Origin of the sequence: Bacillus sp. 005/A4HT-01/001, from assembly GCF_004634445.1 — a bacterium.
In the GTDB taxonomy this organism is placed as follows: Bacteria; Bacillota; Bacilli; order Bacillales; family Bacillaceae; genus Bacillus; species Bacillus altitudinis.
In genome coordinates this window covers 681455-706310 of sequence record NZ_SEIZ01000002.1, presented here as the reverse complement: position 1 = coordinate 706310, position 24856 = coordinate 681455, and the positions used below count along the sequence as shown (strand labels likewise).

Genomic DNA, 24856 nt, shown 5'->3' with positions numbered 1-24856 from the left:
ATAGTTGAGGAGGGATGTATAATGGGTAAGGATAGACAGGAAAAACGCCTAAAGGCGTCAAGAAGAGTTGAATCTGACCGCGATCAATCCATTCATCACAAAGGGGCAACAACTTTAGAAGGCCCGGAAGACGCTCGCAAAAGAAATCAATAAAAAAAGACATGTGATCACCACATGTCTCAGCGTGCAAACAAACCCTCGCATTCAATGTCAGTCCTGCGCATTCAATGTCAGTCCTGCGCATTGGTGCTCATGAATGTCAAATTCGCTCCGCAAAAAGCAGCTGTCTTTCGTAGACAAAAAAGTTTTCTTTCACACTGAAAAGAAAACAAAGGGCTAAAATTTCATTTAGTCCTTTGTCTTCTTATTTCTTAAACTATAGTACGTAGTATCCACGCCTCTTTCTTTCAGCCAATGACTTGTTTTCCCTGTAAGCACAATTGGAGCTTGCCGTAGCTCCTCAATTGTCTTCATGCCAAGTACTGTCATCAACATCTTCACATCATCTTGTAGATCAATGATATCAGAAATGAGGCCCTTTTCTCCACCACTCGTCAGGGATTTTAAGAAAAAGCCGGCTAATCCAGCGGCAGACGCACCAAGAGCAATTGATTTTGTCACATCAAGTGCATCTTGAATGCCTCCAGAAGCTAGGACGGTTTGATCTGGAAAGGCTGTATGTACTTCAGCCAGACTCGCTGCAGTTGGAATTCCCCACTGGTCAAAATAGCGAAGTGCTTTTTGACGGCGCAGGTTCTCGATTTTAGAAAAATTCGTTCCCCCAAATCCGCCTACATCAACAGCAGCAACTCCAGCATCAAATAATTTCTTTGCTGTTTCCTTATTCATCCCAAATCCAACTTCTTTGACGACAACAGGTACCTCAATTGATTCAGTGATGGCTGCGATCCGCTCAACAGCACCTCTGAAATCACGATCTCCTTCAGGCATGACGATCTCTTGAATCACGTTTAAGTGAATTTGGAGCATGTTTGCCTCCAGCATGTCAACGGCATCCTGCGCTTGCTGAATTGTCGCCTCACTGCCTAAATTGGCAAAAACGAGTCCATCCGGATTCACCTTTCGAACCACTTCATACGTACGACGTTCGTCTGCATCTTTCAGTGCAGCCATTTGTGATCCGACTGCTACTGGAATATTGGTTTCCTTCGCTGCGATAGATAAAGAGCGATTAATCTCATAGGTCGATTCTCCGCCTCCACCAGTCATTGCATTGATAAAAATTGGCGAACCGAAAGTCAGTCCGCCAATTGTCGTATGTGTATCAATTTGTGATGTCGCAAGATCTGGTAAACTGGCGTGAACGAAGGAAACATCTTGTAAACCTGTTGCTGCATGCTGGCCAGTCGACAAAGCATGCTCAATATGCTGTTTCTTTCTTTCTGCTCGCGTCAATTTTGATCACCAAATTATTTTAGTTTATTGAGTTTATCACCAATCAGGTCACCAAGCTGGAATCCGCTTGTATTTTCTTCTTTCGCCTGATATTGACGGTAATCCTCTTCGATTTGTTTTTCAGGATTCTCTTCTAATTCACGAATGCTAAGTGAAATGCGCTCTTCATCTTCATTGACATCAAGCACTTTCACTTTCACAGTCTGCCCTTCTTCAAGGACTTCTTGAGGAGTACCGATATGTTTGTGTGAAATTTGGGAAATATGCACAAGTCCTTCTACACCTGGCAGAATTTCAACAAATGCTCCAAAGCTCACAAGACGTTGAACGGTTCCTTCAAGAACATCACCTTGTTTTACCTTTTCACCAATTTGGCTCCAAGGTCCTGGTAATGTTTCTTTAATAGATAGTGAGATACGTTCGTTATCACGGTCAACAGCAAGAACTTTGACTTTTACTTCCTGTCCTTCTTCAACAACGTCAGATGGCTTTTCGACATGCGCATGGGATAGTTGAGAAATGTGAACTAATCCATCAATGCCGCCAATGTCAACAAATGCACCAAAGTCAGTCAGACGCTGCACTTTTCCATCAATCACACTGCCTACTGCAAGCTTTTGCAGGAAGTCTTGCTTCTTGTCTAATTGTTCTTGCTCAACGACTGCACGATGCGATAGAATCACGCGGTTTTTTTCGCGGTCAAGCTCTACCACAACAAGCGAGAGTGTTTTTCCTTTGTAGTCAGTGAAGTCTTCTACATAGTGTGCCTCAACAAGAGACGCAGGAATAAATCCGCGAACACCAATGTCGACCACTAGACCACCTTTGACAACGTCTTTTACTTCTGCTTCAAATACTTCTTTTGTTTCAAACTTTTTCTCTAGGTCTTCCCAAGCGCGGTCTGCATCAACAGCACGTTTCGATAAAATCAAAGCATCGTCTTCGACCTTTGTTACTTTAAGCTCTAACTCGTCGCCATCTTTCACGACATCTGATGCTTTTTCAACGTGAAGACTTGATAATTCACTGATTGGGATGATCCCAGGTTGTTTCACATTGACGATATCTACATTGACATGCTTGTCCTCAACTTTAGAAACAATCCCTTTCACTACATCTCCAACCTCTGGTACCTGAACATCGATTTGATTCATTTCCTCTGTCATTTCGATAACCTCCTTGGTCCAAACCTACACAGCTTAGTTAAAACGACTGGGTGAATATGTGTCCTTAGCATGATGATTGCCAGCCGAATATGTATTATAGAAACATTCAAATCAACAGAATTGCTTGAATGATCAATAAAAATAGTATTAGTATAAACTTCTAATAAAAGACCTTGTTTGTCAAGAGATAAACCTCTAACTTATAAAAGTTTTCTAAAATTTCTTACTGTTTTTCTACACGCTCTGCTGCATCTAAAATTTTACCTGCAACCTCTTGAATAGAAAGGGAAGTCGTGTCAATTTCAATGGCATCATCTGCTTTCTTCAGCGGTGATACCTCCCGCTCAGAATCAAGCTTGTCACGTCTTGCAATCTCTTCGATCAGCTGATCGTAATTGACATCATAGCCTTTTTTCTGATTTTCTTCAAAACGACGTTTTGCTCTTTCCTCTACTGACGCAAGTAAGAAAATTTTCACTTCTGCATCTGGAAGAACATGCGTGCCGATGTCTCTTCCATCCATAACAACACCGCCTCGGTTCCCCAGCTCTTGCTGCCTGCGGACCATTTCTTCCCGGACAGCTCTATGCTTTGCAACAACAGAGACTTGATTGCTTACGCGGTCTGTTCTGATGTCTTCTGTGACATCGATCGTGTCTAAATGTACTTTTTGACCTTCGTCAGTTGACACAAGTTCAATGACTGTGCTTTTCAATAACGCATCAAGTGCCTGTTCGTCTTCAAGGTCTACGCCTTGATTGAGTGCTGCAAGTGTAATTGCGCGGTACATCGCACCTGTATCGATATAAATATATGATTTTTTCGCTGCGACAATTTTTGCCACAGTGCTTTTTCCTGCTGCAGCAGGACCGTCAATTGCGATAGATAATTTCTTTTTCATAATACCTCTCCTTGATTGAATCTCCCTTATGAATTGTAACACGATCACCGCTCAAACGGGGGAATTTTCTATCAATCCTTTTGCTTAAATGTCTCAATCCAATCTTCAATGCTCATGTTATTCACACCCTCGTATTGTACGACTTTTGACAAAAATAGTTCTCCTTTCGTCAGGTGAAGGGTGACCTGAACCGCCAAAAGCAGAATGAGCTGAATGAGCACTGCTTTGAATAGCCATCTTTCCATTGTTTTCATACAAAAAGCCTCCAACGCTAGATTCTTTCTCTCTAGTATGGAAGCTTTTGACAACCTTTATTCTTATACTTTTTTCACACGTGTTAGAAGCTGCTGCTGGAAGCAGTACTTCATGATGTGCTGCTGGTGGTCGTTTGTGATTTCAGTAAATTCCATGATCGCTCTTGTTTTCCCGGTCTGTTCATCTTGATAAACACGATTCATTTCTGCAATCGCTTTAATTTTCACTGGTTCTTTAAGTGAAAGTTCAAACTCTGTGACGACCTCGCCATATTCTTTTAGTGAGACACCTTCTGGAACAGCAATTGCTACACCGCCAGCACTCATATTGACAATAAATGTGTCGAAGGTTTCTTCACCATTTTGCGTAATGGACGCTTTCACCATCGTATCCACTCGAAGATATTCTCTTCGTTGAAGCCGAATCATTTCTTCTTTTGGCGGAATCGAAACGACAATCATCGGGATATCTTCTTTTCTTTTCCCAATGACTTTGCTTGTACATTTGTATGGAATTTGATTTTCATCGAAAAAGAAGACGGTGATTTCTGTTTCTTGATTTAAATAGATCGTGCGCCCCGTTTCTTTATCAGCTGGATAATTAATGCAAATATCATCGTTATTATTTTCCAAAACTTTCGATTTTGCAGTTTTCACTTCTTTGTTCTCATTGACATACTCAATTGTGATTGCATCCCCTATTTGTAACATTCCTCATCACTCTTTTCATCTGTGAAATCGTATCCTCTCTTATATTAAACCATGTATAAAACAAAAGGAAAAGGCTTATTCGCCTTTTCCTCGCTTCCTTTTCTATAGGTCTTTATATATAGGTTCTGCATTTTTTAGTTTATCTACTCTTTCTTCTTTTCCAGTATCTGCATTAATGAACATTCGGTACGTGTCGTTTTTAATGGTTCCTAAAAACTCATAGCAGAGAACTTCCTCTGACATATCATTTTGAACAAGAGCTACATGTGTATCCTCGATCTTCACATGTTTATTTAAGGTCTTTTCAGCTTCTTTTTGAGAAATTTTTGGTGCTTTAAGGTCACGTTTTCTGTGATTCATTAAATAGTCTTTCGCTGAGAATCCCACAACCTCTCCATCATCTAAAGCGACTTTCATTCGAATGCTATCTGGATAAAGCAATACGTTATTCTGTAAAGGGACATAGGTAAATACGCCGATATTATCAAATTGCGCACTCTCATCTAAATGAAATGATTCAGTATCAAATCCATGCTTCTTTAAGAAACTTAGTGCTTTTTCTGAGGCATCATTTAAACTGATTTTTTGTTTTTTCACTTCACGGTTCTGAAGAAGATAGACAGGATGGCCGCCTTTTTCAGTCAAGTCTAAATAAAAGTTTGCCCGATTGTCTGGGTCAGACATTGATAGGCTGTAGACATCACGGTTCGTTTTACTCCCACTTTTTCTCACCTTAAAATCTTTGTTATGGTCAGGCGCAAATTGCTGGGCGATACGGATCGCTTCTTTTTTTGAAATCTTTTGCCCTTTTAAGTGATTGTAGCCTTGCGTTTCTGATTCAGTTGACACATTTGTAGGGCCAAGATCAACATCTGCAAACGCATCAGCATTTCTTTCAACGGTTTTTAATCCGTCAATGATGGTGTTGTCGTTTTTTCGATCTCCATCAGCCAGTGCCATTTCAACATCCATCCATTTTAAATTTTTGTTGAGTACGAGATGCTGCACTTGTCTAAGTTCGTTTTGAATATCTGCCGCTTGATCATATAAAGTGGTAATGGTTTTGTGTGTATCTTTGTTTAATGGTTCATCTGATAAAGATTTAAGTGACGATTTGTAGCTAAAGTCACCGACATTCGCTAGAAACTCTTCTGTTTTGTTAAAAGGCATCAATGTGAGCGGAAGCTGACTGACATTGTTATGCGCTTCTGATGACATTCTCCATACATCTGCCAGTGCTGGAGATATAGATGTTTGGCTATTCATCGCAAGTGTTGCGCCAAGTTTATCGTGCAGCTGATCGACTTGATACGTTAAATCATGGAAGGCTCTTTGATAGTTGTTCTCTGCATGAAGCAGTACTGCATCTTTTTCTTGATGCTCTTTATAGCCCCAGTATCCTGTTGAGATGACAGCAATTCCTAAAATAGCAATCAATATTCCTCTGATCATTTATTTACACCTCTTTTTATTCACAGAAAATATGTTTCCCGATTCGTTTAATTTGTGGTCTTCCCCAAATCCATGGGCTTGTCGCTGTATCAGGATTAAAGTAATAAACGGCGCTTTCAGATGGGTCCCAGCCATTAATGGCATCAAATACTGCCTTTTTAGCGGTTTCATTTGGCGCCATATAAAATTGTCCATCTGCTACAGCAGTAAACGCAAGCGGTTCAAAAATGACACCAGCAATCGTGTTTGGAAAGGTCGGGTTGTTTAAACGGTTTAAGATGACGGCTGCGATCGCTACCTGTCCTTCATAAGGTTCACCTCTCGCTTCACTATAAACAGCTTGTGAAAGAAGCTGAATGTCATTGCTTGAAAAACCACCTGGCATGTTGGCTGCTGTTTGTTTCGGCGTTTGATTTGCTTGACCATTTCCTGACTGGTTTCCAGACTTCCCAGACGAGCTGTTTCCTCCGCTTTGACTTTTTTGATTCTCTTTTGCACCTTGTGCTGTCTTTTTTTGCGTGTTTCTTTGCGCAGGAGCCTTTGTTTGCTGATCAAGAGGTTTCCCACCATAATGCGTAAACTGATTCCCTTTTTGCAACTGCTGTTGCACAAACTCTTTATAGTATTTCGTCTTTTGAACTAATAGGCTTTTTGTTTTTTCCCCTACGAGTCCATCGACTTTCTTTACACCAAACTGGCTTTGAAAATTGCGCACGGCCCAGTAAGTTCCCCAGCCATACACCCCGTCTATTTTTCCATTGTAAAAACCATTGTATTGGAGCCTTGCCTGGAGCTCGACGACATCTTCTCCTGTAGCTCCTCGCTGAATCACTTGATTCGTGAAAGCTTCACTTTTTTCAGCTGTCATCAATGAAGACGCGAGCAGAACAATTGAGAAGATAAGGACGATTTGTTTCATGAAACGAGCTTTGTCCATATTTGATCCTCCTGTACTTTTGATGTTTGAATATATGTTTCTTCCGATCCCTATTTTTATACATTCATCACAGGAGGGAATTGGATGGAAAAGACAAAAAACGCCCTAAAGACGTATAGGACGTTTTCCAATTTAAATTTGTACCATCTTCACCGCACGGGCTTTTTTGGCTTTCCGCAGACCAAACCACCATAAAAAAATCATGAACGGCAACATAATATATCCCCAATTTTTCATGCCAAGAAGAATGAAATCATATAAGCCATGAAAAAGGATAGGAAGTATTAAAGAGAGAATCAGCCATTTTCGCTGCTCTTTTTTATCAGAGAAGCGAGCTTTACCTATATAAAATCCCATCACCACACCAAATAAAGCGTGGCTTGATACAGGCAGCAAGGCACGTGTAAACGCGTACTCTACCCCATGACCCACTAAGTACAGAATATTTTCAAGTGTCGCAAATCCAAGCGAGACACTTGTTCCATAGACAATCCCGTCATAGTGTTCATCAAACTGTACGTGCGCATAGACACTGACCATTAAAATAAACCACTTTAATGATTCTTCTAAAAAACCCGATGTCACAAATGAAATCACGATAGGATTCGTAGCGATATTTTCCTCTTGGAGGACATACTGAATAAACATGGTTGGAAACACAAGTATGACACCTAGCATAAAAGATCTGATGACCATATGAACCGGCTCATTGTCGTATTGATCTTTCAAATAAAAATAACTTAAAAGTGCGATGCCGGGAGCTAAACCTGCTGAAATGATTGCGATCATAATCAGACCTCTTTCCCTACATTATCCTTTATTATCGTACCACGAATCACCCCTTTTTTATATGACTCGAGCCCATTTTCCCAAAAATAATCTTCTATATAATCCCAATTTACATAAAAAAGAACTGAATCCCTTAGAAGGACCCAGTTCTTTTTTTACCCGTTGATTCTTTTGTTGATTTCTTCTGCAATTAACCCGCCATGAAATCTTCCATTTTCAATGAAAATTTCGTTGGCGTTGTTACCAGCTGCAATGACCCCTGCAATAAAAATACCTTCTACATTTGTTTCCATTGTTTGTTCATCAAATGCTGGGCGGCCTGATTCTGGATCGATTGTTACACCCATTTTTTCTAAAAATGAATGATCAGGATGATAACCTGTCATCGCAAACACATAATCACTTTTCACTCGATCCGTTTGGCCCTGCTGGTTTGTAAAGACAATATCCTGTTCTGTTATTTCTTTCACCTCTGCACCGAACTCCATTCGAATGGTGCCATTTCGAACAAGCGCTTCAAACTCTGGTAAAATCCAAGGTTTGATGCTGGATGAATATTCAGTTCCTCTATATAAAACCGTCACCCTGCTTCCGCATTTCACAAGTTCCAGGGCAGCATCAACACTAGAGTTCTTCCCGCCGATCACCGTCACATCTTTATCAAAGTAGGGGTGTCCTTCTTTAAAATAATGATACACATGAGGAAGGTCTTCCCCTTTTACATTCATATAGTTAGGATGATCATAGTACCCAGTCGCAATCACAACATAGTCACATGTATAGACGTCTTTTGATGTATTTACCGTAAAACGGCCATCTTTTTTCGTCACAGCGTTTACCTTTTCAAAAGCATTCACACGAAGGCTTTTTCGTCTGACCACCTCTCGGTAATAGGAAAGCGCCTGAATACGAACGGGTTTCCGATTTTCAGTGATAAAAGCGACGTCACCGATCTCAAGCTTTTCACTTGTACTGAAGAAGGTTTGGTGTGTAGGGTAATGATAAATACTGTTGACCACATTGCCCTTTTCAATCACAAGTGCATCAATCCCAATTTGCTTGAATGCAATGGCAGCTGATAGACCGCACGGGCCTCCTCCTATTATGATCGCTTTTTCTTGTTTCATTTGTTCCACTCCTGTCGTTTCACTGCAATAACAATTGCTGGGCTGTTTGATTCTTTGCATGATTCCATAAAAAAATCTCCTATTTAAGGATAGGAGATTTTAAGGCGCGATGCAAATAAGTCGCTTAAATCCAGCCTCTGAATCGAGAAGCTTCAGCCATTTTACGTACACCGACCATATATGCTGCTAGTCGCATATCAATACGGCGGTTTTGCGCCATTTCATAAATATTATTAAATGATTTCACCATCATATCTTCTAAACGAGTTTCTACTTCTTCTTCTGTCCAGTAGAACCCTTGGTTATTCTGAACCCATTCAAAGTAAGAAACAGTCACTCCACCCGCACTTGCAAGTACGTCCGGAACAAGCAGTACACCACGATCTGAAAGAATTTTTGTCCCTTCCAATGTCGTTGGTCCATTTGCTGCTTCTACGACAATTTTGGCTTTAATGTTCGCCGCATTATCTTCTGTAATTTGATTTTCAATGGCTGCAGGTACTAAGATATCACAATCTAGCTCAAGCAGCTCTTGGTTTGTAATTGTATCATTAAATAATTTAGTGACGGTTCCAAAGCTGTCACGTCGGTCAAGCAAGTAGTCAATATCGAGACCATCTTCATCATACAAACCGCCGTAAGCATCTGAAATTCCTACGATTTTCGCTCCGGCATCATACATAAATTTAGCCAAGTAACTTCCTGCATTTCCGAATCCCTGAACGACAACACGAGCCCCATTGATGTCAATTCCTTTTTTCTTCGCCGCTTCTTTGATACAGATCGTTACACCTTTTGCCGTTGCAGTATCACGTCCATGTGAGCCTCCAAGAACAATTGGTTTTCCTGTAATAAATCCTGGCGAGTTAAATTCATCAATTCTAGAATACTCATCCATCATCCATGCCATGATTTGAGAGTTTGTAAACACATCTGGTGCTGGAACATCTTTTGTTGGTCCAACGATTTGGCTAATTGCGCGAACATAGCCGCGGCTTAGTTTTTCAAGCTCCCTAAATGACATTTCTCTTGGATCACAGATAATACCGCCTTTTCCTCCGCCATAAGGAAGATCCACAATACCACATTTTAAACTCATCCAAATTGAAAGCGCTTTTACTTCTTTTTCAGTAACGTTCGGGTGGAATCGAATTCCGCCTTTTGTTGGACCGACAGCATCATTATGCTGCGCACGATAACCAGTGAAAATTTTCACCGATCCATCATCCATACGTACTGGAATTTTGACCGTTAATAGGCGAATTGGCTCCTTCAGCAATTCATACACTTCTTGCGGATAGCCCAATTTATCAAGCGCTTTATGTATGACGGTTTGAGTTGACTTTAAAACATCTAGCTTATCTTCTGCGTTATGAGCGGCGTTTTGATCGGCTGCCATTAAAATAAACCCCCTAGAAATCTTTCATGATCTACTGCTCCCTTTCAAGCAATAGTATACACCTTCGTACTGGTAAAGCAAAGGTAAAAAGCGTTTTTTATCAAAATAAAATATCAGCGTTTATAAATATAAAAATGGATATAAAAAAATACTGTTGTTTCATCACAACAGTATTAAATATAATAGAAAAAAGTGATTAAAAATACAGTTGAATCGTTTTCACTGCATCTTCCTGCATGATCACTTTTCCGTATTCTTTTAACCGGTGAATGGTTAATGTCGTCGGAGAACCGAACTCCGCTAAAATAGAAATGACTGTATCTGCAGACAGTTCTTCGAAATCATCTAGGCTGAGAAAATATTGACCTTCATAGTGGTAAACTGTACCCCCTAAAAGTCCAATACGACTTAAACTATGGGACAGTTGAATCACATCTTCAAACGAGGCAAATTGATAGAGCACATGCTTGCTCTCGTCGAGCTTGACTTGCATCTCAATGTAATCTTCATCAAACTCATCATCAGCATCTTCCTGCTGACTCTTTGTCACAATGACGACCATCCCCTGCGCCTGAAGAGAAAATACTTCAACAGCAATCGGTCCATTCGCTTCAAAACCGAGCTCCTGATTCGCTTCGTTCATCATGTCTTTAAACAGCTGATGAACTTTGAACGAATCTTTCCAAAGGTCTTCTTTCGTAAGACCTCGGTCTGTCAGATCATCTAGTGTGAGAAAAATTTTGATTTTATTATAATTCAGACGCTCTAGCCGCATAACGTTCCCTCCTGCCTCTTCTAACACACATCATACTGTAGTATATGAGATGATGAGTCATAGGTTCTTAATTTTGTATTCAGTTTACACTGTGTCAAGACGGAAGACAAGCATGAAGCTATGCTTACGGTGACTTTTATGGAAAATATTGATGGGGCATCAACTTAGCGCGTTTTTAGCGGCATTAAATAGATCAGATGGGTTTCTGGTTCTGCTCCAAGACGCATCGGAATCTTTGTTGTTCCGTAACCATTACTAATCAGAAAGAAAGCACCTTTGACTTGGCCTGTTCTTCCTTTTTCATACGGACCAAATTTCCCAATACGAATTTGACCCCCATGGGTATGACCGCTCAAAACAAGATCAATTCCCTCTTCTTCACTCATCAAATGATGCACATCTGGGTTGTGTGATAAAAGGATATTCACGTCTTCTTTGACAAACTCCGGCCGTATCGCTTCATAATCTGCTTTTTCAAGCCGGATATCATCGATTCCGCCTATTTTAATGGGCTGTCCTTCAAAATTCCACACAGCCGTCTCATTTTGCAATGTCGTCACCTGATAGGTATGGAGGATGTCTTTGAGTTTTTGCTGATGCAGCTCATGGTCGTTATTCCCCCACACAAAATACACCGGGGCAATCCTTGCTAAACGTTTCACATTTTCTTCAACTCTAGCATAAGGGACTCCCTTTTCAGCTAAGTCCCCGCCGATCATAATGACATCAGGCTGCTGCTCTTTTACTTCCGCTAATAAAGTATCACTAATTAGACGGCGATGGGTATCAGAAATAAAGAAAATGACTGCAGGTCGATCTGACTGAAGTCCTTCTATTGTAAAGTAATGCTTTTTGATGTTGTTTTGTTTTGCCGTTTTCACCATTTTCGCTGTTACACACACACCTGTTGTCACAGCCGCTATGGCAGCAGTAAATCCGATGGCATATTTCATTATGAATGACTCCCTTGTATCAGCTTTCTTTTATAAGACGCTTGAATGAAAAAAGACGTTTCAACTGTTTAAACGTCTTTTGCTCATTTATTTACTTTCATAATAGAGATTGATATCATATTGCGTCTGCATGAAGTGGAAAACGGCCTCGCGCTCTTTCCATTGATTTGATTGAGGCCATAAATCTGTGCTTTTCTGTATAATTTCACATCTGAGCTTATGATATTCATCCTCAGCCTTTTCTTCTTTTTTCTTATAATAATACGATGCGTAAAAAGCAAACACTTCAGCCATGATCCAAAACAGAAACACCTCATGGCCAAGCAATGTGGCAATCATCGCTTCCGGCTGCAGGGAGCCCCCGCTATTAGCTGTTATCACAAAATAAAACAGAAGAATCGCAAGTGATAAAAGGGCTGTCCATTGCCACCTTTTGCATTGTTTTGCAAACCCCTCGTATTTGCGCTTCCTTTTGATCAATGTTTCAATCATTTTCTGTGTCGGCTGATCCATATAGCGGCTGATTGCGTGCAATGTCATCACATACACCCTTGTCCCTTTTTTCTACATATGTATGTGCTTTTCGATTCATTCATGTCAAATATTAATTTTCTAATGGGATATTCAATACTTGTCCGCTGTACACGCTATTTCCTTTTAAATGATTGTAAGCTCGAATTTTCTCTTCCCCTGATCGGTTTTGATAATACTTCATGGAAATTCGATACAAGTTTTCCTCTGGTCCAACAGTATGCTGCACGACACGAACAGGTTTTTCTTCCTGCTTCTTCTTCTCTTCTGCTTCTTTTCGCTTTTTCTCTTCCTGCTGTTTTTGAAGAGCGAGCTGTTGCTGCTCACGCTTTTTTGCAGCTTCGGCCTTTTCACGCTCAGCCTTCTCTTTAGCGGCTTGTTCTTTTTTCTTTTGCTCTGCTTTTTCTTTTGAACGCTGCTTTTCTTTATCAGCATCTTTCTTTTTCTTCTCATCATCAGACGCATCCGCTTTGTCAGCGCTTGAATCATTTTTTGTTTCAACAAGTGCTGACGGGACTGGATCTGTGTCAGCACTCGATGTTTTATCAATATAAACACCTTGATTGTTGTTATCGTTAATTTCCTTTGATGTGTAATAAATCAACAGGAAGAAAACCGTGACGACAATAATAGGAAAGATAATAGCCAGTGTCGTAAACAATGGATTACGCACCTTTTTGGTTCGCTGCTTTTTATATTCATGAAAATCTTCTCGTGTAGGAAAGTGAGAGTCATCTGAAGGATGCACTTTTTCTTCTTCAAGATTTTCCTCTACATCATCATGGATGTTTGTCAGCTGCTGCTTTTTTCTCTTCATTCTCGACATTTCTTCCATGTTCATCCCTCCCCCAATATTTAAAACGAATTTGACATGCAAAGACTAGGTCAATGACAAAGTGTGTCATGACAGGAACGAATAAATTTCCTGTCCACTCGTATAAAAGTCCTAAAAAAATACTAATAGAAACCACAAGGATAAACAAGAGTATTTTTGACAAGTAGCGAAAGTGAAGAAGTGCAAACACAATGCTTGCAATCTCCAGTCCAAATTGCTGCTGAACGATCCCGCGAAATAAAATTTCTTCTGAAAAGGCAATGAGTAGCGTTAACCAAACAATATGCGGGATGCTGCGGTTTTTGAACATTTTTTCATTTAATCCGCCATCATCGTACATATGAGCTGGAAACACCTTCATGACAATAGCGTCAACAATAATCACAAGCAAAGCGCCGCCAATTCCGTAAGTCAGGATACGCATATCTCGGATCTGCCATAGGGCTGTAAAATCAGTCCAATGATCAAACATAAACATCCCTAGTAAAAAAGAGACAATCAGCATGAGCAGCTGTGTAAAATACAACTGTTCTACTACTTGTCGATCGGTTAATTTTTCAATAATACGGCGATGTTGTTCAATCAATGCTGCGCCTCTTTTGTCAGGTGAAACAGACGATCCAGCTCGGTCTTCCAGTGTTTCATTTCATTCAGCTCCAATGGTTGATCTTTTTTTTCGTAATCAGACAGGTCAAGTCCGCATGAAGAACAGCAGTTCCCAAAGGAAGCGTCCTCCGTTAGATCAAGCTGCTCATCAAAGTATGATAACAAAGATTGCCTAAAGCAGCGATGGCCAGTGATATGCTCTTTAAACTGCCACACTTTTTTTAGCTTTTCTGTTTGTCTATCCTGCAGCTTTTCTTTCAGCTTCTTCATGAGCAAACGGGGCTGTTCAGTTTGGTACATCGTGTAATAATGCGAGAGCATTCGCGCGCGCGTCTCCTGAAGCCCTGCTTCCATCAATTGTTCACGTAATTTCTTTTCATCATTGATCGGCATTTGTGATACTCGAGCTAAGAAAAAATCAATTTCTGGATCATCAAAACCTTCTGCTTGAATCAAATGACTTTGAATATCCGCATCCTCTTCTGTATATAAAAGAACGCTCACACTATTTTTCCCGTCCCGTCCAGCTCTTCCAATTTCCTGCATAAATGCTTCAATTGACTGAGGCGGACTCATATGAATCACAAAGCGTATATTTGCTTTATCAATTCCCATTCCAAAAGCACTTGTACAGCAAATGAGATCAATTTGACCACTGATAAATTGCTGCTGGATCAGCATGCGGTCCCCTGACTCCATTCCGCCATGATAAAACTCTACACGTTGATGCGTTTTTTGTTTCACCAAACGTGAAATATCTTCTGTCATTTGCCGGGTCGGACAATAAATCAGCCCAGGCCCTTGAAGGGTTTCCACAAGCTCAAGTGCTCGTTTCTCTTTTGCTTCTTTCGTTTCATGCGCCTCTTTTAATAGTGCAATATTCGGCCGGTTGACTGAATGAATATGAACATCTGGATGCTCTAGCCGCAACGTTTGCACAGTATCTTTTAAGGTTTGTTTCGTCGCAGTTGCCGTTAGTGCTAAGGCGACAGGATTGCCGAGCGCTTCTCTCCATTCTCCAAGCTTGGAGTATTCCGGGCGGAAATCATGTCCCCATTCCGATATACAGTGAGCTTCATCTACAACGAATAGACCCACATGCATCGCTTTGAGCTGCTCTACCAATACCTCTGACATAAGCGCTTCAGGTGCGACAAATAAAAATTTATATGATGGCAAATGCCGAATAATATGTCTTCTTTCCTGAAAGGACAGTGTACTGTTAAGCGCAGCCACTCGCTTTTCACCGCGCATTTTCATGCGTTCTACTTGATCTTCCATGAGTGATAAAAGAGGTGAAATGATCAGCACTAACCCGTCTGTCAAATAGCCCGGAATTTGATAACAAAGGGACTTCCCGCCACCAGTAGGAAGCATGGCAACCGTATCTTTTTGTTGAAGTACACTTCGAATAATGTCCTCCTGACCTGTTTTGAAGGCATCATAACCAAAATATCGCATCAGCGTCTGATGAAGCTTATCCATTTGCTTTCACCATCCTTGTCAATGCCAATCGTATTTGAAAATAAGTAAATGAATGCTCGAGACTTTCTTTGATCAGCTTCATCTTGTTGGTTTGGAGCTGACCGGCTACCTCATGTATCGCCTTTTGAGCTTCACTGCTGACATATGGTTCAATCGAGAAGCTCGGCTCATGTATCGAGAGCTCCACAATATGATCTTCGATTGTCGCTTTTTTTAATGAACGAATATGAGCAATTTGATCAATACTGAACCCTTTTTGTACAAGCTCAAGCGTTTTATGGGTAGAGGTGGTCAGCACACGTTTGAATTGAAGATCATCTATCATTCGCTGGATGATCGGTGCCTCACCTTTTTGCGCACATTGAATAAAATAATGGAGCACATTCCAAAAACGCAAGTAAACATACCATACATCTTCTTTCATCCATTCCGCCATTTGCTGGTACGTCCGTCCGATTCTTTCATTTGAAGTCAATGAATAAACAAAAAGCAGTGCCTCTTGATCAGTTAAATGAGCAAGAAGTGTTTCAATCTCATGATGGATATCTTCAGAAAGCTTTTTCTTCTGGTGATATTGCGAGAAAAAGGATTTCGTCCAGCTTTGAACCGATACATCTCTTTGAATCGGTGCATATTGTTGTGACCCCGCTGCATGATGTGAAAGGACTTGCACAAGTAAAGACAGCCTCATCCATAACACCTTTGCTTTATCATGATACTTGGCACCATCAAAATAAATTGGCATCGGTTTTTCAGTGAAACACTGCCTGAGCATACTTATTCCTGCATCTGTGGCGATGAATGTATCCCCTGTCTTTCTGATGAAGTGCTGCTCTTTTAGCCTTTGCACAGAGCGGTTCAGCTGATCCCTCGTAAAAGCTGGATAGCAGCCGAAGTAGCTAGAAAGCTGAAACAAACTTGCATCCTGTATCGTTTGTGATGATTTTTTCCCTTTAAAAAGATGGTAGACAGCACTAATGGAGCGTTCGCCGTTCAATTTATGTACGCTGTCCATCAACATGACATCCAAGTAATGAATCGTCATTGACCAAAGCACCTGTCTTCCTGACAAAATTCGAATATTTTCTCCCTTTATTTTAACAGATTTCATTGAAGAAGAAATGTTTAAACTCAATTAATGGGGGAAAGTTATGAACAAACCCTTATGTGATAAGCATTCTCAATCACTTTACAGTTGAAATGTGAATTTAAAATCATTACAATAAGGTTTGAGGAAATTGGTTTTTTATCGGTGAAACTAAAAAGGTTAAACCATTTGTTCCATCGAACAATCTGGGAGGTATTTTTTTAACATGGCAAAATATACAATTGTAGACAAAGACACATGTATTGCTTGCGGCGCATGCGGTGCAGCTGCTCCAGACATTTATGATTATGATGATGAAGGCATTGCATTTGTCACGCTTGATGACAATCAGGGGACTGTAGAAGTTCCAGAAGTACTTGAAGAAGATATGCTTGATGCATTTGAAGGTTGCCCAACTGACTCAATCAAAGTTGCGGACGAAACTTTCGATGGTGATCCACTTAAGCATGAATAGGATAAAAGCCCCTTTTAAAGGGGCTTTTTTTATATTAAGTATTTTGAAGTCGGCGTTTATTTTCAAACCACGGACGCATTTTGACAAAAATGAAACTAAAGACGATGGTGATGATGATTCCTTTAATAAAGTTAAAAGGTAAGATTCCTGCTGTAATGGTTGTTTTAAGCGCATGATCTGATAGTTCAGGTGCGTTTAAAAACCATGTGTACGCTGGAAGGAACAAGAAGTAATTTAAAATGCTCATCATGACGGTCATAAGCACTGTACCGATGACCATTGACCACGCCATTCCTCTTGCTGATTTGATTTTTTTAAACATAAAAGCGACTGGCAAAATGAATAATGTGCCTGCAATGAAATTGGCTACTTGCCCAACAGGAACACCGGACATACTGCCCTGAATGAGGTAATGTAGTACATTTTTTAAAGCCTCAACGGCAATCCCTGCACCTGGCCCATAAATCAAAATCGCAATAATCGCCGGAATATCGCTAAAATCAATTTTTAAATACGCTGGAAGTCCCGGAAAAGGGAAATCTAATAAAATTAATACAAACGAAATACTGCTAAGCATACTGGTAACAACTAAACGTTTTACTCTACTTTGATTCAATATTCTCTCTCCTTTTCGATCAAATCTTTCGAAAAGAGGATTGTTCAATTTTAGCCACAAAAAAACCGCTCTGAATACATACACAGGAGCGGGAAATTTAGGCTACACAAATAAACGTATAAACAGACATGTTTTCAACGTTTACGAACCTCCATCTTCTCCCATCCAGACTATACTGTCGGCTTCGGAATCACACCGAATCCTGCCAAAAAAGGCTCGCGGGCTTAGAGACTATGTCTCATCACCGCCGGTAGGGAATTACACCCTGCCCCGAAGATTGATCATTATTCAATTCGACATCATTATATATGATATATGAGCATTTGTACAGATAAAAATCCTGAGCAAATTCATCAGTTTTAAGAAATCGTAAAAAACCTAAAATTTATAATGACAAATGCGTAAAAATTGGTTATCTTTTGTTTAAAGGTGTCCATTCTTGATCAAGACACTAAAAAATGTTCGTGTTTTCTTTTTCGCTTTACTGCTTTAATTTGATTGACACAGTGAAAAGGAATATGGTAAATTATCAGATATTTATGACGTTTATTTTAGGAGGAAATCTTACGATGTTTCGAGTATTAGTCTCAGATAAGATGAGCAATGATGGTCTTTTACCACTATTAGAATCAGATTTTGTTGAAATTGTTCAAAAAAATGTAACAGAAGCAGAAGATGAATTACACACGTTTGATGCCTTACTTGTCAGAAGTGCCACAAAAGTAACAAAAGAACTTTATGAAAAAATGACTTCATTAAAAATTGTTGGCCGTGCTGGTGTGGGAGTCGACAACATTGACATTGATGAAGCAACAAAACACGGTGTGATTGTCATCAATGCACCAAATGGGAATACGATTTCAACGGCAGAGCATACGTTTGCGATGATCTCATCTCTCATGCGTCATATTCCTCAAGCGAATATTTCTGTGAAATCAAAAGAATGGAACAGAGGCGCATATGTCGGTGCTGAGCTTTACGGAAAATCTCTTGGGATTGTTGGCTTAGGCAGAATTGGAAGTGAAATCGCCCAGCGTGCAAGAGCATTTGGCATGACCGTCAACGTATTTGACCCTTTCCTTACAAAAGAACGTGCCGAAAAAATTGGTGTCAATGCAAAATCACTTGATGAAGTGCTTGAAGTATCAGATATTATTACGGTACATACACCTTTAACAAAAGAAACTAGAGGACTTCTCAATAAAGAAACAATCGCAAAAACGAAAAAAGGTGTTCGTCTAGTGAACTGTGCACGCGGCGGCATCATTGACGAACGAGACCTTCTTGAAGCACTTGAAAATGGTCATGTCGCAGGGGCTGCTCTCGATGTATTTGAAGTAGAACCACCTACTGAGAATCCACTTGTGGATCATCCAAACGTCATTGCCACTCCGCATCTTGGTGCATCTACAAAAGAAGCACAATTAAATGTGGCGGCACAAGTCTCTGAAGAAGTTCTTCAATTTGCAAAAGGACTCCCGGTCATGTCATCTATTAATCTACCAGCGATGACAAAAGACGAGTTCAAAAAAATCCAGCCTTATCATCAATTTGCAGGAAAACTTGGACGTCTTGTTTCTCAATCGATGAGAGAACCTGTAAAAGAAGTCAGCATTTCATATGAAGGATCTATCGCAAAACTCGAAACATCATTTATTACAAAAAGTCTGCTTTCTGGCTTTTTGAAAGAGCGTGTCGATTCGACTGTAAATGAAGTCAATGCTGGTATGGTGGCAAAAGAACGTGGCATTAGCTTTAGCGAGAAAATTTCTTCAAGCGAATCTGGCTATGAGAACAGCATTTCCATTGAAGTCAAAGGTGACCTTTCCACCTTTACATTAAAAGCAACGTATATCCCGCATCTAGGTGAGCGTGTCGTTTCTATTAATGGTTTCAATATTGACTTTTACCCAGATGGGCACCTTGTCTATATTCAGCATACTGACGCACCTGGTGTCATCGGTCAAGTTGGAAAAATTTTAGGCGACCACGATGTGAACATTGCGACAATGCAAGTAGGCCGTAAAGAAAAAGGCGGCGAAGCTATCATGATGCTTTCTTTTGATAAGCACCTTGAAGATGAAATTGTCCAAACGTTAACTAAAGTGAGCGATATTCTTTCTGTACGTCTGATTGACCTATAAAAAAATGGTAAACCTCATGCAAAAGCATGAGGTTTATTTTGTTGAAACGATTAAACGTTCACCTGTCCGTATGAGATGCGTTGTCAGTGCATTGATTTTCTTCAATTGATCAACGGTCATTTGATGTGCTTTAGCAATGGACCAGAGCGTGTCCCCTCGTTGTATGACATATGTATGTTTCTCATATCCATCTACATGAAGGGCTGGCTCTTGGAAACGATCTCTTGCAATGATTGTGAGCGGATCTACTGCATCTTCTTTACTAACTGACCAATTACCCCTGTGCACCTCAAAATGCAAATGAGTGCCCCTAGAGGCGCCTGTGTTGCCTATGATGCCGATCGGCTGCCCTGTTTGTACATGGTCACCATTCTTTACAAAACGCGCATTTAAATGCGCATAGACGGTTTCATATCCATTTGGATGCCGAATAAATACAACTTCTCCATATGTAGCAGATACATAGGAACGAGTAACCACACCTTCGCTAGCAGCCAAAATGGATTCTCCTTCTGGTGCAGCAATGTCTAACCCCTTATGCGAACCACCTCTTGTCCCAAACAAATCAGTGACTTCACCTTTGATTGGTTCCACCCACTCGGTTGTTTTCTCTGCATGGGCAAACGGTGATAAGGTCAAGAACAAGAAACAGCTAGCACATATGTAGCAATACCTTTTCATCAGTGACTTCCCTTCTTTGAAGTTCTTTTCATGACAGCTTAGTATACCTCAAGGAAGCCCTTTTCTATACATGAAAAAAGAACGCAATAAGTTGCGTCCTTTAGCGTTCTTTGATAACAACTGGGTTTGGCAGTGCCGGTACCTCTAGCGGTTCTTTTAATTCATATGGGCCTACTTGATCTGTTCCTGCATTTTGTATCGTGACATCTGTAAAACCGAAATCTTTCGCTGTGAGCAGCAGTCCTTCAATAAGTAAAATATGATCAATTGAGTCCGTTAATTGTGCTGATGCTCCAAACGTGATGGTTGCATGTTTTCCTTTTGATGTCACCTTTTGAATAGGCTCTTCTTTAATGAGTGGATCGAGTCCTGCATCATTCGCCCGCTTCATCGCCTCTACCGCATCTTTATAAGAAGGATAATCATCTTTTGACGGCACCAAAAATGTCCCGCTCTTATTTTCTAAAACGTAGTAAGCGTGCTTTGTTTGTTTATTAATTGAAATGGTACCAAGACGGCCATTCGTCCCTAATTGAAGGTGCGAGCCATTGACAGACTTGACCTGTACTTGTTTATATTGGCTCCATTTTAACGTTTCTTTGACCATGTCTTTAAAACGGTTGGCTTCTTTTAATGTATCAAGAGACAAATCATTTTTCAGCTGAAAAATCAGTGTGTCCCCTTTTTCACTCACATCCACCATATCCATATAGGCTTGAAGGGGTTTTGTCATTTCAGGCAGCTCCAGTTTTTCATATGTATCAAGAAGCGCCTGCACATCATCATGCTTATTTTCTTTTTGAATACTGATTGGGACAACTTGAGAAGTCGATTCATCTATGTATGAAATCGTCATATACTTTTCTTTGTCAGATGCATAAGCAACATGTGAAGGATCATTTGTGTTTTTTACCGCCTCTAATGTAGCATTCACCTGTCCTTTTTCAGCACTCGAGTCCATTTTCACTTTCTTTATATCTTGAGCAGCCGGCTGAAATAAATGAGGAGAAATCAAAAACGCCATAAATAAGACCACAACGGTTGCGACCGCTGGACCGATCCATCTGGCACTTTTCTTTTTCTTCCCGCTTGCCATCAGCATTTGCTGGTAAATCTGCTTAGATGAACGGTTGTCCTCCACCTTTGGAAGCTGACTGAGTAATACTTTAATTCGTTCTTCGCTCCAATTGGACCTGTTCGTTTTCATTCACTAGCTCCTCCTTCAAAAGCTCCATATGTTTTCGGAGCACTTTCAGGCCTCGGTGCTGCGTTGTTTTGACTTTGCTTTCCGAGAACTTTAGCGCCTTGGCCGTCTCCATGATTGAGTAGCCTTGGATAAACCTTAAAATGATGACGGCTCGTTGATCAATGGTGCAATGATCAAGTGCGGCATAAATTTCTTTGATATTTTCATCCTGTACAGCCAATTCATCTGGGAGCAGGTCTGGATCTTTTACATCCTGTTTATCCCAATCAAACGTGCCAAGCACCCGTTGTCTGATGGTTTGCTGTTTGCGAAACCAGTCAATTGCCACATGCCTTGCAATTGAAAACAGCCATGTTTTCTCGCTGCTTCTTCCTTCAAAAGTTTTATATGAGTGAAGTACCCGAATGTAAACCTCCTGCACGAGATCCTCTGCCTGATTTTTATCTTTTACCATATAAAATAAAAATTGGTACAAATCTTGATGGTACGAATCATATATTTTTTGAAAGGTTTCATGCATAGGAAACCCCTCCGTTCACTTATTTTTGTCGAGTGACTCTCACAAAACGTTACATTACAACTTTATGACAAATATATTACAAGATCGACAATTTGGAAAGGGCTTTTAGTTTAACTTCTCCTTAAAAATATGAAAATAGAAAAAACACTTCATTTTCTTTCGAAAAGAAGTGTTTCTCATGTAACAAGATTCTTCGTCAAGATTAGACGAGTTCCTGCTTTTTTTTCGGAATATAGAAAGTGAAGTGAGTACCTGTTCCAGCCTTACTATGTGCATGAATGGAGCCTTGATGCGCTTCTACGATGTTCTTCACAATCGCAAGGCCCAGCCCCGTACCGGAACGTCCTCTTGTTCTTGCTTTATCTGCTTTATAGAACCGTTCAAAAATAAACGGGAGATCCTCTTCAGGAATGCCGCTTCCCGAATCTTTCACATCCATCTTGAGCCCATTTTCCACCGATTGAACTGAGAAGTGAACTTCTCCGCCTTCTGGTGTATGACGAATGGCATTATCGATGAGATTTGTAAAAACCTGTTCTATTTTATCTGGATCAAATACAAAATACGGTTCTTCTACTTGAATTTCATACGTCAGGTTGATTTGTTTTTCTTTCGCAATTCCAAGGAATTTACGGTAGATTTTTTCAGTCAGCTCTTCTGTATCAGTTGATTCAAGATTCAGTGTAATATGACCAGCTTCCATACGTGCGAGATCGAGAAGATCATTCACAAGACGCCCCATTCGAAGTGATTCATCGTAGATAATTTGGGCAATCTCTTTCTTTTCCTCTTCTGATCCGGCAATGTCATCGACAATCGCTTCACTATAGCCCTGCAGCATAGCAATAGGTGTACGGAGTTCATGACTGACATTTGCAATGAAGTCTTTTCTTAGCTTATCCAGTCTTCTCTCTTCTGTCATATCTCGAAGTACCGCTACCGCCCCTCTGACATCTTGCTGGTTATAAAGCGGAGACATGAGAAGAACCCAAGTACGCCCTTGCAGCGTGACTTCGATCATTTGCTCTTTTTCCGTACTGACGGCAGTATGAAACAATTCACGCGCTTCTGGCGGCAGTTCATCCCCATCTTTGATCTTCATATTTTGCTCGTAATACCAAGCCTGCAAGAATCTTTCTGCAGGAGGGTTTGTCATGAGGATCGTCCCATCAATATTGATCGTGATGACACCGTCTGCCATACTGCTGAGAATGTTGGACAAATGTTCTTTTTCTTGATTTAAAGCAGTTATATGAAATTTAAGCTGCTTACCCATTTGATTAAAGGCGATCGCCAGTTCCCCAATTTCGTCTTGCGTTAAAATAGGAATCTTTGTATCAAATTTCCCTTTCGCCAAATCTTGTGCTCCCTCCCTCATCTTTCTAAGAGGATAGGTGACACGAGTGGATAAGAAGAAAGCGAAAATCGTGGTGAGCACAATCGCAATTCCGGCTGCGAGGAAGATATAACGCGTCGTATGTTTTGTCGTCTGCTCTACTGCGAGGAGGGATTGAGAAAGAAAGACCATCCCTTTCTTTCCGTTCGCCTCGTAAGGAACACCTACTACAATGCGTTCATCCTTCTGATTGCCTGTATCAGATTCAGCTCGTTTACTGATTTTTTTTCGTTCTGTCAGTGCCCTGTTCAAATCTTTGTCTGCTTCAATTTGTTCTTTTGTGATCGCAGGAAGCTTCCCGCCTTTTTCAGACGAATACCATTCTAGTCCATCCTCTTGAACAATCGCGATACTTGTCAATTTATCAGCTAGTTCTGATGTAATCGATCTTGCAAGTGATTGATCCTCATGGCTTTCTAAAATGACTGCTACTTTGTTGGCCATTTGTGTTAAATCAGACTTTGCTTCTTCCACATGGTAATTCTCAATGAACTCTAAAAGAAGCACAGTTAAAATCGATAAAACAATGAGTACGAGGAAAAGAATGGTTAACCATAGCTTTCCTACGACACTTTTCCACAGCTTCATTCAGCGCCGACCTCAAATTTGTACCCGACACCCCATACTGTCACGATTTTTTTCGCTGCTTCTGGTGACACTTTATTTAGTTTTTCGCGAAGCCTTTTGACGTGGGTATCCACTGTTCTCAGATCCCCAAAGAATTCATACTGCCACACTTCTTTGAGAAGCTTTTCCCTGTCATAGACCTTATCCGGCGTTTTTGCCAAGAAGTACAAAAGTTCGTATTCCTTCGGCGTGAGGCTGACTTCTTTTCCATCTGCTGTGACCCGGTGTGCATCATGATCAATGGATAGATGAGAAAACACGAGAACATCTTTTGTGGTTGTTCCAGTATTAAGGTATGACGTTTGCGACGATCTTCTTAGCAGTGCTTTCACACGAAGAACCACTTCACGCGGGCTGAAAGGTTTAACGATATAATCATCCGTTCCTGCCTCAAAGCCTTGCACACGGTTAGCTTCCTCACCTTTTGCTGTCAGCATAATAATTGGTGTGGCTTTTTTATCTCGGATTTGATTACACACTTCAATCCCATCTGTCCCAGGCATCATTAAATCAAGCAAAATGAGGTCATAATCGGTTTGAAGTCCTTTTTGAATGGCTTCATCCCCATTTTCCGCTTCATCAATTTCATAATTTTCCCGTTCTAAATACATTTTTAAAAGGCGGCGAATTCTTGCCTCGTCATCGACGACTAATATTTTCGTTTGAGTTGTGTGTTCCATTAGACAATCCTCCTGCTTTCTCCGTTGTTACATACATTTTAACAAAAAGCCGAATCGAATCATAAAAGTTGGCCTTTTTCATGCGA

26 protein-coding genes and 1 riboswitch are annotated in these 24856 nt (G+C 40.5%); of the genes, 3 read left to right on the top strand and 23 right to left on the bottom strand.

Annotation, left to right across the window (positions count from 1 at the left end):
• The first annotated feature begins 21 nt into the window (after positions 1 to 21).
• Entirely contained in the window at positions 22 to 153 is a 132-nt protein-coding gene (locus ES896_RS09350; protein WP_008344525.1) for a YpzI family protein, read from the top strand.
• Between the two features lie 195 nt (positions 154 to 348).
• On the opposite strand, the gene fni is transcribed toward ES896_RS09350, so the two are convergent.
• The 17 genes from fni to ES896_RS09265 form a co-directional block, all read right to left on the bottom strand.
• Positions 349 to 1416 carry a type 2 isopentenyl-diphosphate Delta-isomerase gene (gene fni / locus ES896_RS09345; protein ID WP_017359764.1) on the bottom strand — a complete coding sequence of 356 codons (1068 nt, stop codon included), beginning with the start codon at positions 1414 to 1416 and terminating at the stop codon, positions 349 to 351.
• A 14-nt stretch (positions 1417 to 1430) separates the two neighbouring features.
• On the bottom strand, positions 1431 to 2582 hold the full coding sequence (rpsA, locus tag ES896_RS09340; RefSeq protein WP_008344519.1) for a 30S ribosomal protein S1: 1152 nt from the start codon (positions 2580 to 2582) through the stop codon (positions 1431 to 1433).
• 223 nt (positions 2583 to 2805) lie between these two features.
• Positions 2806 to 3483 carry a (d)CMP kinase gene (gene cmk / locus ES896_RS09335; protein ID WP_135226729.1) on the bottom strand — a complete coding sequence of 226 codons (678 nt, stop codon included), beginning with the start codon at positions 3481 to 3483 and terminating at the stop codon, positions 2806 to 2808.
• A gap of 71 nt (positions 3484 to 3554) precedes the next feature.
• Entirely contained in the window at positions 3555 to 3737 is a 183-nt protein-coding gene (locus ES896_RS09330) for a YpfB family protein (protein ID WP_008344514.1), read from the bottom strand.
• Positions 3738 to 3800: 63 nt separating this feature from the next.
• A complete protein-coding gene (locus tag ES896_RS09325) occupies positions 3801 to 4448 on the bottom strand; it encodes a flagellar brake protein (RefSeq protein ID WP_007500975.1) in 648 nt (215 codons plus the stop codon).
• A 102-nt stretch (positions 4449 to 4550) separates the two neighbouring features.
• Positions 4551 to 5900, bottom strand: a complete 1350-nt coding sequence (gene ypeB / locus ES896_RS09320) for a germination protein YpeB (RefSeq protein ID WP_135226728.1) — start codon at positions 5898 to 5900, stop codon at positions 4551 to 4553.
• Between the two features lie 16 nt (positions 5901 to 5916).
• Positions 5917 to 6837 carry a spore cortex-lytic enzyme gene (sleB, locus tag ES896_RS09315; protein WP_045034327.1) on the bottom strand — a complete coding sequence of 307 codons (921 nt, stop codon included), beginning with the start codon at positions 6835 to 6837 and terminating at the stop codon, positions 5917 to 5919.
• 132 nt (positions 6838 to 6969) lie between these two features.
• Positions 6970 to 7626, bottom strand: a complete 657-nt coding sequence (gene prsW, locus ES896_RS09310; protein ID WP_008344507.1) for a glutamic-type intramembrane protease PrsW — start codon at positions 7624 to 7626, stop codon at positions 6970 to 6972.
• Positions 7627 to 7781: 155 nt separating this feature from the next.
• Complete coding sequence (locus tag ES896_RS09305; protein WP_035702895.1) at positions 7782 to 8753, bottom strand: YpdA family putative bacillithiol disulfide reductase; 972 nt, start codon at positions 8751 to 8753, stop codon at positions 7782 to 7784.
• A gap of 124 nt (positions 8754 to 8877) precedes the next feature.
• Positions 8878 to 10152, bottom strand: coding sequence for a Glu/Leu/Phe/Val family dehydrogenase (locus tag ES896_RS09300; RefSeq protein WP_007500982.1), 1275 nt, complete (start codon positions 10150 to 10152; stop codon positions 8878 to 8880).
• A gap of 196 nt (positions 10153 to 10348) precedes the next feature.
• A complete protein-coding gene (locus ES896_RS09295) occupies positions 10349 to 10927 on the bottom strand; it encodes a genetic competence negative regulator (RefSeq protein WP_007500984.1) in 579 nt (192 codons plus the stop codon).
• A gap of 164 nt (positions 10928 to 11091) precedes the next feature.
• Complete coding sequence (locus ES896_RS09290) at positions 11092 to 11880, bottom strand: metallophosphoesterase (protein WP_017367513.1); 789 nt, start codon at positions 11878 to 11880, stop codon at positions 11092 to 11094.
• Between the two features lie 87 nt (positions 11881 to 11967).
• The gene (locus ES896_RS09285; protein ID WP_007500988.1) at positions 11968 to 12420 is read right to left on the bottom strand and encodes a DUF2663 family protein; all 453 of its coding nucleotides are present in this window, start codon (positions 12418 to 12420) and stop codon (positions 11968 to 11970) included.
• 64 nt (positions 12421 to 12484) lie between these two features.
• Positions 12485 to 13246, bottom strand: coding sequence for a LysM peptidoglycan-binding domain-containing protein (locus ES896_RS09280; protein ID WP_017367515.1), 762 nt, complete (start codon positions 13244 to 13246; stop codon positions 12485 to 12487).
• The gene (locus ES896_RS09275; RefSeq protein WP_008344498.1) at positions 13191 to 13832 is read right to left on the bottom strand and encodes a CPBP family intramembrane glutamic endopeptidase; all 642 of its coding nucleotides are present in this window, start codon (positions 13830 to 13832) and stop codon (positions 13191 to 13193) included. Before ES896_RS09275 ends, ES896_RS09280 begins: the two co-directional genes overlap by 56 nt.
• The gene (locus ES896_RS09270; protein ID WP_135226727.1) at positions 13829 to 15337 is read right to left on the bottom strand and encodes a RecQ family ATP-dependent DNA helicase; all 1509 of its coding nucleotides are present in this window, start codon (positions 15335 to 15337) and stop codon (positions 13829 to 13831) included. The genes ES896_RS09275 and ES896_RS09270 overlap by 4 nt, the downstream gene beginning before the upstream one ends.
• Complete coding sequence (locus ES896_RS09265; protein WP_135226726.1) at positions 15330 to 16382, bottom strand: YpbB family protein; 1053 nt, start codon at positions 16380 to 16382, stop codon at positions 15330 to 15332. Before ES896_RS09265 ends, ES896_RS09270 begins: the two co-directional genes overlap by 8 nt.
• A 268-nt stretch (positions 16383 to 16650) precedes the next feature.
• On the opposite strand from ES896_RS09265, the gene ES896_RS09260 reads away from it, so the two are divergent.
• Complete coding sequence (locus ES896_RS09260) at positions 16651 to 16899, top strand: ferredoxin (protein WP_008344492.1); 249 nt, start codon at positions 16651 to 16653, stop codon at positions 16897 to 16899.
• A 34-nt stretch (positions 16900 to 16933) separates the two neighbouring features.
• Here the strand turns inward: ES896_RS09260 and ES896_RS09255 are convergent, their stop codons facing one another.
• Positions 16934 to 17515: an ECF transporter S component gene (locus ES896_RS09255; RefSeq protein ID WP_135226725.1), complete on the bottom strand. Its 582-nt coding sequence runs from the start codon at positions 17513 to 17515 to the stop codon at positions 16934 to 16936.
• A 149-nt stretch (positions 17516 to 17664) separates the two neighbouring features.
• Positions 17665 to 17797: riboswitch (FMN riboswitch) on the bottom strand.
• A 287-nt stretch (positions 17798 to 18084) separates the two neighbouring features.
• Here ES896_RS09255 and serA point away from each other — a divergent pair.
• Positions 18085 to 19659 carry a phosphoglycerate dehydrogenase gene (gene serA, locus ES896_RS09250; protein ID WP_008344488.1) on the top strand — a complete coding sequence of 525 codons (1575 nt, stop codon included), beginning with the start codon at positions 18085 to 18087 and terminating at the stop codon, positions 19657 to 19659.
• A gap of 33 nt (positions 19660 to 19692) precedes the next feature.
• Here serA and ES896_RS09245 read toward each other — a convergent pair whose 3' ends face one another.
• From ES896_RS09245 to ES896_RS09225, 5 genes are all read right to left on the bottom strand, one after another.
• Positions 19693 to 20340: a M23 family metallopeptidase gene (locus ES896_RS09245; RefSeq protein ID WP_056704681.1), complete on the bottom strand. Its 648-nt coding sequence runs from the start codon at positions 20338 to 20340 to the stop codon at positions 19693 to 19695.
• A 100-nt stretch (positions 20341 to 20440) separates the two neighbouring features.
• Positions 20441 to 21547, bottom strand: coding sequence for a hypothetical protein (locus tag ES896_RS09240; RefSeq protein ID WP_017367519.1), 1107 nt, complete (start codon positions 21545 to 21547; stop codon positions 20441 to 20443).
• Entirely contained in the window at positions 21507 to 22067 is a 561-nt protein-coding gene (gene sigX, locus ES896_RS09235; protein WP_007501006.1) for an RNA polymerase sigma factor SigX, read from the bottom strand. Before sigX ends, ES896_RS09240 begins: the two co-directional genes overlap by 41 nt.
• Before the next feature lie 202 nt (positions 22068 to 22269).
• Positions 22270 to 24051 carry an ATP-binding protein gene (locus tag ES896_RS09230; protein ID WP_024718919.1) on the bottom strand — a complete coding sequence of 594 codons (1782 nt, stop codon included), beginning with the start codon at positions 24049 to 24051 and terminating at the stop codon, positions 22270 to 22272.
• On the bottom strand, positions 24048 to 24770 hold the full coding sequence (locus tag ES896_RS09225) for a response regulator transcription factor (protein ID WP_003215596.1): 723 nt from the start codon (positions 24768 to 24770) through the stop codon (positions 24048 to 24050). The genes ES896_RS09230 and ES896_RS09225 overlap by 4 nt, the downstream gene beginning before the upstream one ends.
• Positions 24771 to 24856: the final 86 nt, after the last annotated feature.